General features: G+C 46.2%; 6 protein-coding genes and 1 pseudogene. All 7 read left to right on the top strand.

The window, feature by feature from the left end; translation table 11 throughout:
* Positions 1–257 (top strand): calcium-binding protein (locus tag C8N29_RS11030; RefSeq protein ID WP_239987097.1); only part of this gene is annotated, 257 nt, incomplete at its 5' end.
* A 276-nt stretch (positions 258–533) separates the two neighbouring features.
* Positions 534–2,354 (top strand): allophanate hydrolase, encoded by a 1,821-nt coding sequence (gene atzF / locus C8N29_RS11025; protein ID WP_107866119.1) that lies wholly within the window; start codon positions 534–536, stop codon positions 2,352–2,354.
* Positions 2,355–2,368: 14 nt separating this feature from the next.
* Positions 2,369–6,037 carry an urea carboxylase gene (gene uca / locus C8N29_RS11020; RefSeq protein WP_107866118.1) on the top strand — a complete coding sequence of 1,223 codons (3,669 nt, stop codon included), beginning with the start codon at positions 2,369–2,371 and terminating at the stop codon, positions 6,035–6,037.
* A 112-nt stretch (positions 6,038–6,149) separates the two neighbouring features.
* The gene (locus tag C8N29_RS11015; protein WP_107866117.1) at positions 6,150–6,884 is read left to right on the top strand and encodes a GntR family transcriptional regulator; all 735 of its coding nucleotides are present in this window, start codon (positions 6,150–6,152) and stop codon (positions 6,882–6,884) included.
* Between the two features lie 226 nt (positions 6,885–7,110).
* On the top strand, positions 7,111–8,238 hold the full coding sequence (locus C8N29_RS11010) for a hypothetical protein (RefSeq protein ID WP_107866116.1): 1,128 nt from the start codon (positions 7,111–7,113) through the stop codon (positions 8,236–8,238).
* Between the two features lie 39 nt (positions 8,239–8,277).
* Positions 8,278–9,474, top strand: a pseudogene (urtA, locus tag C8N29_RS11005) (urea ABC transporter substrate-binding protein); the annotation flags it as partial.
* Positions 9,475–9,728: 254 nt separating this feature from the next.
* Positions 9,729–11,384: an urea ABC transporter permease subunit UrtB gene (gene urtB / locus C8N29_RS11000; RefSeq protein ID WP_204509332.1), complete on the top strand. Its 1,656-nt coding sequence runs from the start codon at positions 9,729–9,731 to the stop codon at positions 11,382–11,384.
* The last annotated feature ends 1 nt before the right edge of the window (position 11,385 follow it).

Below are 11,385 nucleotides of genomic sequence, written 5' to 3'. Positions count from 1 at the left end.
AGCGTGTTGGTAATAACCTAGAAGTGAGTATTATTGGCACGAGTGACAAGGTTGTGGTGAAGAGTTGGTATTTAAGTACGGACAATCAGGTTGAGCAGTTCAAGACGACGGATGGTAACATGACTTTATTGAGTACGGATGTTCAGGCATTGGTGAATGCGATGGCCAGTATTGCGCCACCGTCTTTAGGTCAAACCGAGTTAAGTTCCGAGCAACACAGTCAGTTAGATGTGATTATTGCTGCTAGTTGGTCATAGTTCCTAAACTCTTGACCCCTTCATAAAAAGGCGAACCCAAAAAGTTCGCCTTTTTTCTTTTTTGCTGCATCACGGTGCAATATGTTTTGGATAATCCGTCCTATTAGTATGCGATAACTATTTTTTGGCAGCTTATTGTTAGTGCAAATTTTGTTTTTTATTTTTAAGTGTTTGATTTTTATTATTTAATTTATTTTGATGTTACGTTGTCAAAAGTTGGCATGAGTTCTGCTATACAAACTTGTATACAAGTAGGAATACAAAAGAGTAGAGCAGATGTTAACAACGACTGGCTGGACTTTAGGAGAGTGGCAACAAGCCTACCGTCAAGGAGCAAAGCCAACAACTTTGCTAATGACCCTATTAGAAACCTTAGAGATTATGGATGATAAAGCATGGATTTCCTTAGTGAGCAAGGAGGCTTTGACACAAGCCCTGATTAGTCTAGAACATCGCCTCACACAAGCAGCAGGGGATTTCAAGCAGTTACCCTTATTTGGTATTCCCTTTGCGGTTAAAGACAATATAGATGTCGTGGGATTTGCGACAACCTGCGCTTGCCCAGAGTTTGCCTATCCCGCATCAGATAATGCCACCGTCGTGGCGAAGTTAATCGCCGCAGGTGCAGTGGTCATGGGTAAAACCAACTTAGACCAATTTGCGACAGGGTTGGTAGGTACACGTTCGCCTTATGGTGTCGTTGATAACAGTTTTAATGCTGATTTTATTAGTGGGGGTTCGAGTTCTGGCTCGGCAGTGGTTGTCGCTAAGGGATTAGTTCCTTTTGCTCTAGGCACAGACACCGCAGGGTCTGGTCGCGTACCCGCAGGTTTGAATAACATTGTCGGCTTAAAACCCAGTTGTGGTTGGTTGAGTACCAAAGGTGTGTTTCCTGCTTGTCGTAGTTTGGATTGTGTCTCTGTATTTGCTCTGAGTGTGGATGATGCCGATTATGTCACGCGTTTAGCGGCAGGGTATGATGAGCAAGACCCCTATTCCCGTCCCTTACCCGATGCGATTGTTGGCGCATTGCCTAAACAAATTACCTTTGCTGTTCCTGAACCCTTGCAATGGTTTGGCGATGAACTCGCGCAACAGGCGTTTGAGCGCACACTCAGCCAACTCACTGCCTTAGGTGTCGTGTTAAAAAAAGTCGATTTTCAACCCTTTCAACAAGCAGCCGCCTTATTGTATGAGGGAGCATGGTTAGCGGAGCGTTATGCTGCCTTAGAGTCATGGTTTGCAAAGCAGCCTGACACCATTCATCCCGTAGTACGTGGCATTATTGAACAGGCACAAACGACATCGGCAGTGCAAGCCTTTAAGGGACAATATCGACTCGCTGAATTAAAACGTACCGTCGCTCAAATATACGCCGATGTAGATGCTTTGTTAGTCCCAACAACCGCCAGTATTTATACCCAAGAAGCCGTATTGGCAGACCCCATTACACTGAATAGTCAGTTAGGGACATATACCAATTTTGTTAATTTATTAGACGGTTGTGCGTTGGCCTTACCCGCGGGTTTACGTGCAGATGGTTTACCTTTTGGTATCACACTGATTGCGCCTGCATGGCATGACGCACAATTGGCTGAATTTGGCCGCCGTTGGCAACAAGAGGCACCGTGGACAACGGGTGCTTTGCAAAAAACCTTGGCTCATATTCCTCTGACACCTGCTCAACCCTTATCTGTCCCACATCTGACATTAGCGGTGGTTGGTGCACATTTAACGAGTATGCCACTCAATTATCAATTGCAAGAACGTGGTGCTGTGTTGTTAGAACAAACCACCACGGCTGACTGCTATCAGTTATATGCCCTTGCCGAAACCACACCGCCCAAACCAGGTTTATTGCGTGTAGAGTCTGGTCAAGGTAGCGCCATTATCGTTGAGTTATGGTCGATGCCAGTCGCACATTTTGGTTCTTTTGTCAGTCTGATTCCTGCGCCATTGGGGATAGGCACCTTGTTGTTAGCCGATGGCCGTGAAGTGAAAGGTTTTATTTGTGAGCCTTGGGCATTGGCTAAGGCACAAAACATCAGCGAATTTGGCGGCTGGCGCGCATTTATCGCCAGTAAAAATAAGCCATAAGGAGTCCGCATTTCATGTTTACAAAAGTATTAATTGCTAACCGTGGCGAAATTGCGGTGCGTATTGCCAAAACCTTAAAAAAGATGGGCATCGGCAGCGTTGCGGTCTATAGCGAAGCAGATAAACACAGTTTGCATGTGAGTGTTGCTGATGAAGCCTTTTTATTAGGTGGCAGTAATCCTAATGAGAGTTATTTGTGTGGCGATAAAATTATTGCTTTAGCGCAACAATGTGGCGCACAGGCGATTATTCCTGGTTATGGTTTTTTGTCCGAAAACGCCGCCTTTGCCGAAGCCTGTGCCGCAGCAGGCTTAGTCTTTGTAGGGCCAACGCCTGCTCAAATGCGTCAGTTTGGTCTCAAACATGCGTCCCGTGAGTTGGCCGAACACGCAGGCGTGCCGTTAGCAAAAGGAACGGGTTTATTATCTTCCTTAGCAGAAGCACTCCATGCTGCCGAGCAACTAGGCTATCCCGTCATGCTCAAAAGTACAGCAGGGGGAGGGGGTATTGGTTTATCACGCTGTTATAACGCGGATGAATTGAGCACGGCCTTTGACTCTGTACAACGCTTAGGAAAAAACTTCTTTAATGATGGCGGTGTTTTTTTAGAACGATTCATCGACCAAGCGCGTCATGTTGAAGTGCAAATTTTTGGTAATGGTTTGGGCGATGTGGTTGCTTTGGGTGAACGTGATTGTTCGGTGCAACGTCGTAACCAAAAAGTCATCGAAGAAACGCCAGCCCCCAATCTGCCCGCAGCAACCCGCGAGGCCTTACTAGCGGCTGCCGTGAGTTTGGGCAAAGCCGTGGCGTATCAGTCCGCAGGTACTGTCGAGTTTATTTATGACAGTCAACGCGATGAGTTTTATTTCTTAGAGGTGAATACCCGCTTACAAGTTGAGCATCCCATTACCGAATGTGTGACAGGCATTGATTTGGTTGAATGGATGATTTTAACCGCCGCAGGCGAGCCACCCAGCTTTGCCTCCTTGCCTACGCCTGTTGGTGCGGCCATTGAAGTACGTATTTATGCCGAAGACCCGTTAAAAAATTTCCAGCCTTCACCAGGCACTTTAACGGAAGTTGTTTTTCCAGCAGAGGCACGCATAGACGGTTGGGTAGCGACGGGCACAGAGGTGTCACCTTATTACGACCCTATGCTAGCCAAAGTCATTGTCACAGGGACTGACCGTGCCGATGCAATTGCAAAATTGCAGCAAGCCTTAGCCAATACCCGTTTATATGGCATTGCCACTAATTTAGATTATGTTCGTCAAATCATTGCGAGTTCCGCTTTTGACTTGGCACAAATTTCCACGCGTTTCTTAGAAAGTTTTGATTATCAAACCCGTCAAATTGAGGTGTTGGAGGCAGGGACGTATACCAGTGTTCAGGATACTGGCCGTTTTGGGTATTGGGATATTGGCGTACCACCGTCAGGTGCAATGGACGACTATGCCTTTAGACTAGCCAATCGTATTGTCGGTAACCATCCGTCGGCAGCAGGTATAGAAGCCACCATTCAAGGGCCCACCTTACGTTTCCATGGTGACGCCATCATTGCCCTAACGGGTGGGCAAACACCTGCTACCTTAGACGGGCAGCCAGTCAATTTTTGGACACCGTTATCAGTATGCTCAGGACAAGTCTTAAAAGTGGGACGCGTTAGCTCAGGCTGTCGTACTTATATTGCAGTTCGGCAGGGCTTAGATGTACCTGACTACTTAGGGAGCAAATCCACGTTTGCCTTGGGGCAATTTGGCGGACACGCGGGGCGTACCCTGAGAGTAGGCGATATGTTGGCAATGAATACCAGCCAGCTTGCTACCACCAACACCCCTCAACCTATTGCGGAGCCTGCACCAGCCCCGACAGCATTGATTCCAACTTATGGCCAAGAATGGCATATTGGTGTGTTATACGGTCCTCACGGTGCTTCTGATTTTTTTACTCCTGAATTTGTTGACCAGTTTTTTGCTGAGCCGTGGCAAGTACATTACAACTCTAACCGTTTAGGTGTGCGCTTAGTCGGTGCAAAACCGACATGGGCGCGTGTGGATGGTGGAGAAGCAGGCTTACATCCTTCTAATATCCATGACTGTGAGTACGCGATTGGCAGTATTAATTTTACGGGTGACACGCCTGTCATTTTGACCTGTGACGGCCCCAGTTTAGGTGGTTTTGTTTGTTTGGCGACCATTGTCAAAGCGGAATTATGGAAAGTAGGTCAAGTCAAACCGGGTGATAAAATTTACTTTAAAGCCTTAAGTTTTGACCAAGCCTTAGCCTTAGAGCAACAACAAGATGAAGCGATAGCTGCTCTGGCAGCACCCGTTGTCAGTGAAACGACAACGAGCTTATGGCGTAATATTAGTCAGTATCTAGCCCATTTATTTAGCCCTAAAGAGCCTGTGCTCAATGCCACAGCAAGCTGTGTGGTGGCTGAGTTAGCTGCACAAGCTGACCGTCCTGCGGTGTGTTATCGCCAAGCAGGCGACAAATATATCCTCCTCGAATATGGGCAAAACGTCCTTGATTTACGTTTGCGTTTCCGTATTCATGCCCTGATGGAAGCTCTCAAAGCCCATCCTATTGCAGGGATTCATGAATTAGCACCCGGTGTACGTTCCTTACAAATTCGTTATGACAGTCGTGTGGTACATCAACGTGCGTTAATCGAACAATTACTTGCCTTAGAAGAACGCTTGCCCGCTGTCGACCAAATGACCGTACCAACACGGGTCGTGTATTTGCCTTTAGCCTTTGAAGATTCTGCCACCTTAGACGCAGTCACCCGTTATCGGGAAACGGTCAAAGCAGAAGCTCCTTGGTTGCCGAACAATGTCGATTTTATTCAACGTATCAATGGCTTAGATAGCCGTGAACAAGTCGAAAAAATTGTCTATGAAGCCAGTTATATGGTCTTGGGGTTGGGTGATGTGTATTTGGGCGCACCCTGTGCCGTCCCTGTTGACCCACGTCATCGCCTGATGACATCCAAATATAACCCCGCTCGCACATTTACTGCCGAAGGGACGGTAGGCATTGGTGGGGTCTATATGTGTATCTATGGCATGGATTCGCCGGGTGGTTATCAATTAGTAGGGCGTACGTTGCCCATCTGGAACAAATTTCTCAAAAATACCCAATTCGATTTTGGCACGCCTTGGTTGCTCCGCTTTTTCGACCAAGTGCGTTTTTATCCCGTCACGGAAGCGGAGTTGACCGCGTTTCGTGACAATTTTCGCGAAGGCAAAGCACAGATTCGTATTGAACAAGAGTTATTTGCCTTAGCCGATTACGAGCAGTTCTTAGTCACCCATGCCGATAGTATTACCGAATTTAAGGCTAAACAAGCCGTGGCCTATCAGCAAGAGGTTGCGCTGTGGCAGAACGAAACGACGAGCAGCACCAGTCAAACAACCGAACTGATTGCAGAGGTGTTAGACGATGACAATATTCAACGGGTATGCGCAGACATTTCTGGCAGTGTGTGGAAAGTATTAGTCAATGTAGGGGATAGCGTAGCAGCGGGGCAGCCCTTAGTGATTTTAGAGGCAATGAAAATGGAGTTTCCCATTTACGCCTCGGTCAGTGGCACAGTCAAAAGTCTGCATTGTCGACCAAGTAGTGCCATTGCCGCGGGTGATGCCTTGTTAGACATTGAAACTGACGTGGCTTAGGAGCGCCAAACATGGCAACAGTCATTTGGATTCTGAACCCAGTAGATATCCACAGCGAGGCCTGTATAAACGGGTTACACTTTGGCTCTCTAACTGCCCTGAGGATGCCGCGATGACGCACAACACCCGCCATGTGAACCCTGTTACCGCCATACGACGTAAGGAAACCCCCGAAAATCTGGCTGAACGTATTTATGCCCGACTGAAAGATGAAATTTTTGATTTTCAACTCTTACCAGGTGACCGCTTTACCGAAAACGAAGTGGCCGAACGTATGGAGGCGAGCCGTACACCCGTACGTGAAGCACTCTTTCGTTTGCAACGTGAAGGTTATGTGGATGTGCTGTATCGCAGTGGTTGGCAAGTCAAACCCTTTGATTTTCGGTTTTTTGAAGAAATTTATGATGTGCGCATCATTTTGGAATTAGCTGCCGTCAAAAAACTGTGCGAGCAAGAGGTTCAATCCAGTTTGTTGGAAGACTTAAAACGCATTTGGTTGGTAGAGCCTGAGCAACGTATTCAAGACCCACAAACGGTTGCCGTGTTAGATGAACGGTTTCATCACATGTTGGTTGCGGCAACGGGTAATCAAGAAATGGCCAAGATGCATCAAGCGATTACCGAACGTATCCGCATTATTCGCCGTTTGGACTTTAGCAAGATGGCGCGTATCGAAGCCACCTATATGGAACACGGCAAAATTTTGGGTGCCATTTTAACGCGTCGGGTAGAGCAAGCCCAACGTCTATTAAAGACACATATTGAAGCCAGCAAAGCCGAAGTACGAAAAATCACTATTCATATGTTGCATAGTGCCCGTAATCCCTTTGCGGCAGAAGACTCGTAGGACTAAGACTGTGCAAGCTGAATTCTGAGCCTTACTTCCTTTTAATGGACAAAAGCAGTAAAGCACAGGAAGACAGAATTTATCGCGAATGCAGCGTCAAGTCTAAGCAGAGATACAGCCACGTGAGCCTTGCGATGCGTGTCTGAATGAACATGGCTTAAAGCCGTATCTGCGGGGAGAATTGACCAACTCCTCGTATTTTGATGGTCGTCAATGGAGATAGATCATGCTGAGTACGTTTGTATTAAATCGCGGTAAAACCTTGCTGATGGCCTCGATTGCCTTGGCCACCTTGGGCAACGTTGCTCAAGCCGCCGAAATTAAACTACCCGAAACCACACTGACAGCCAGCTTGCGCACGAGTGTGGTATCTACCAGTACGGATGCTGGGCCAGATGTGATGGATTTTAACCTGAACAGCTTGAGTTTTTATGTCAACGGTAAAATTACCGATACCGTCAAGTTTAGCTTTTCTTCGGAGTTAGATTCTTCACAAGCTGTTTCCTTACAAGATGCCATTGCCCAGTTTGAGTTTTCACCCACCATGAACATTTGGATGGGACGTTTTTTACCTCCGACCGACCGTGCTAATAGTTATGGTGCTTATTTCTCGAATAACTGGAATTTTGCCGCCGATGGCACACAAGACGGTTATCCCTTTATTACCTTTGGTCGTGCTGATGGTGTCGCCTACTGGGGTGATTTTGCCGACAAAAAACTAAAAATCTCGGCGGGTTTATTTGATATTCCATCCACCAAGGCAGGTACGCCCGATGCCGATAAAATGATGACGGCTGCGCGTGTGCAGTACAATTTTTGGGAAGCAGAACCTGGTTATTACATTAATGGGACGTATTTGGGCGACAAAGATATCTTAGCTGTGGGTGCTGCTGTGAACTCGGTGGACGGCAATAGTACCAGCAATATTGACTTTTTGATGGAGAAAAAAGTGGCAGGCGGTGGGGCATTTACCGTAGAGGGTGAATACATCAAATACGATAAATTGGGAGGATATGGTGGTTTTTTTGCTAAAGGCGACCCTAATGCAACGCCAGCAGTACCTCCTATTGCTGATGCCTCTAGTGGTGATAGCTGGTATTTGATGAGCTCTTATTTATTACCACAACCGATGGGCGTTGGCAAAGTACAAGTTTTAGGAAAGTTTGGTACTTCTAGTTTAGATGCCCTCGCAGGCGGTAAAGGCTTAGAGGTAGATACTACCGAACTGAATTTGAATTACATCATTAAATCCTTTAATGCCAAAGTGAGCTTGTTTTACTTAGACCATAGCTATTCAGAAACAGGCTATGACGATAGCTCGATTGGTTTGGGTGTTCAGTTGATGACGCTTTAATACTGATAACGACAGAAAGAAACCACGGAGAGAACACACATGAAAACCTTACTAAAAACCTTATCTTCAGGCGTGATTGCCGCCACCTTAGCCATGAGCAGTATTACCGTACAAGCGGCTGATACCATTAAGGTTGGCGTTTTACACTCCTTATCAGGCACGATGGCCATTTCCGAAACCACGCTCAAAGACACCATGTTAATGCTGATTGATGAGCAAAATAAAAAGGGCGGTTTATTAGGTAAAAAGCTAGAGCCAGTCGTTGTTGACCCAGCCTCTAACTGGCCCTTATTTGCCGAAAAAACCCGTCAACTCATTCAAAAAGACAAAGTCGCCGCCATTTTTGGTTGCTGGACATCGGTCTCGCGTAAATCGGTATTACCTGTGGTGGAAGAGTTAAACGGCTTATTGTTTTATCCTGTGCAATACGAAGGCGAAGAGTCGTCTAAAAACGTGTTTTATACAGGCGCAGCGCCGAATCAACAAGCCATTCCTGCGGTTGACTACTTAATGAAACAAGGTGTTAAACGCTGGGTATTAGCAGGTACAGACTATGTGTATCCCCGTACCACCAATAAAATTTTAGAAGCCTACTTAAAAGCCAAAGGCGTTAAAACCGAAGATATTATGATTAACTACACCCCATTCGGTCATTCTGACTGGCAGGGTATTGTCGCCGATATCAAAAAATTTGGTTCTGCAGGCAAAAAGACAGCCGTTGTCTCCACCATTAACGGTGATGCCAACGTCCCCTTTTATAAAGAGTTAGGTAATCAAGGCATCTCGGCTGAGAAAATTCCTGTGGTTGCTTTCTCGGTGGGTGAAGAAGAGTTATCTGGTATCGACACCAAGCCATTGGTAGGACATTTAGCCGCATGGAACTATTTCATGAGCGAAAAAAATCCAACCAATGCCGCGTTTATCAAAAAATGGCAAGCCTTTACTAAAAATCCAAAACGCGTGACTAACGACCCCATGGAAGCCCACGTGATTGGTTTTAATATGTGGGTAAAAGCGGTCGAAAAAGCCAAATCTACTGACACAGACAAAGTAGCGGCTGCCATTATTGGTGTCAAAGTGCCTAACTTAACAGGTGGCATGTCCGAAATGTTACCAAACCACCATATTACGAAACCCGTCTTGATTGGTGAGATTCAAGCCAATGGTCAAATCGCTACGGTCTGGAAAACCAAAGACTTAGTACCAGGTGATGCATGGTCTGACTTTTTACCCGACAGCAAAAATATTGTCGCAGATTGGGTTAAGTTAAAGTGTGGTAACTACAACATGGTTACTAAGAAGTGTTCTGGCCAAGTTTACTAATCTTCCAATACGGTGTGTACTGTAGTTAGTACACACAACAACCTTCGTTATTTTTGTCAAAACTCCTCTCTTGCTCGTCTTAGTCTGAGGCGCAAGAGAGGCTTGCCAATAGATTGGCATCATCTCTGCATAATTAGCTATGATGCTTTTTACCCAAGGGGACGTCTGTGAATACCTTGATACGGATAATGACGTTATGGTGTTTATTGTTATTAAACACTGCGTATAGTTATGCCGAAGACGTGGCAACACCTGCCACCAGCGCTGCCGTAGTTGCCCCTGCTAACGACCTACCGAACCTTTTAGGTCAGCTGGTGACGGCTGAGGATTTCGAGCAAAAGGCCTTAATTATTCAACAATTAGCCCTTCGTCAAGAGTCGCAAGTACTGCCTATTTTATCGGCTCTATTAGAGGGACAATTACACTACAACATGACGCAACCCAGTCAACTGGTGATTGTCGCCACAGAAGGGGATGACCCTATCGTTACCGATGCCTTGACCGCAAAACCTCTAGGTACGGTTTCGCAATTTACCTTAGATATGGTCAGTGTAAACAACGCCTTACGCGGGGAACTACGCACAATCATTGCGCGTTTACAATTATCCTCGCCCGATAAGTCACTGCGTTTAGCGGCGGCCAAACAATTAATTAGTAATCAACCCGATAGCAATTTATTACCCATCTTAGAACAGCAAATCAGCCAAGAGTCGGCGAGTGATGTCAAAGCCTTATTAACGACCGTAGTAGGTCTGGTTTTATCACAAAGCGAAGAGCTCAGTTTACGTTTACAAGCGATTGAAAAATTGACGGGCTCTTTATATCCCGAAGTCAGTGCCCGTTTACAAGAAATGGCCGATAACGATGCCGATACGACGGTCAAACATAAAGCACAAGCCGCACTCACCAAAACGCAGCAACAAATTAAAGCCTATCAAGTCGCTGAAAATATTTTCTTTGGTCTCAGTTTAGGTTCGGTGTTATTACTCGCAGCCGTTGGTTTAGCCATTACCTTTGGGGTGATGGGGGTGATTAACATGGCGCATGGCGAGCTGATGATGCTAGGCGCGTATACCACCTATGTTTTACAACAACTGATGCCACAACACTTAGGCTTGAGTTTGGTGTTGTCTATTCCTGCTGCCTTTATTGTGGCGGGTTTAGTGGGTATCGCTATTGAGCGCGGTGTGATTCGTTTTTTATATGGCCGACCACTCGAAACCCTACTCGCGACTTTTGGTATTAGTTTGATTTTACAGCAAGCCGTACGTTCTATTTTTTCTCCCTTAAATCGTGCGGTTGCTTCTCCTGAATGGATGAGTGGCTCTTTAGAAATCAATCCCGTTTGGTCGATTACCTACAATCGTCTGTATATTTTATTGTTTGCGTTAGCCGTGTTTTTTGTCCTGCTGGTGGTACTAAAACGTACCGCATTGGGCTTGAAACTACGAGCGGTTGCCCAAAATCGTGCGATGGCGCGTGCAGTCGGTGTACGTGCCGACTGGATGGATGCCTTAACCTTTGGTTTAGGTGCAGGTATTGCAGGCATTGCAGGAGTAGCCTTATCACAGCTTACCAACGTCGGGCCCAATTTGGGGCAGGCCTATATTATTGACTCCTTTTTAGTGGTGGTGTTTGGCGGGGTGGGTAATTTATGGGGGACCTTAGTCGGGGCATTTGGTTTGGGCATTGCCAATAAGTTTTTAGAGCCTTATGCCGGTGCAGTCCTAGCCAAAGTGTTGGTCTTGGTGTTTATCATCCTCTTTATCCAAAAAAGACCGCGTGGCTTATTCCCGCAAAAAGGTCGGGCAGTGGAGTCTTAAT

The sequence above is a fragment of the Agitococcus lubricus genome (assembly GCF_003051055.1).
Lineage (GTDB): Bacteria > Pseudomonadota > Gammaproteobacteria > Pseudomonadales > Moraxellaceae > Agitococcus > Agitococcus lubricus.
The sequence above is the reverse complement of the archived record's forward strand: the minus strand, read 5'-3'. Positions and strand labels throughout refer to the sequence as shown.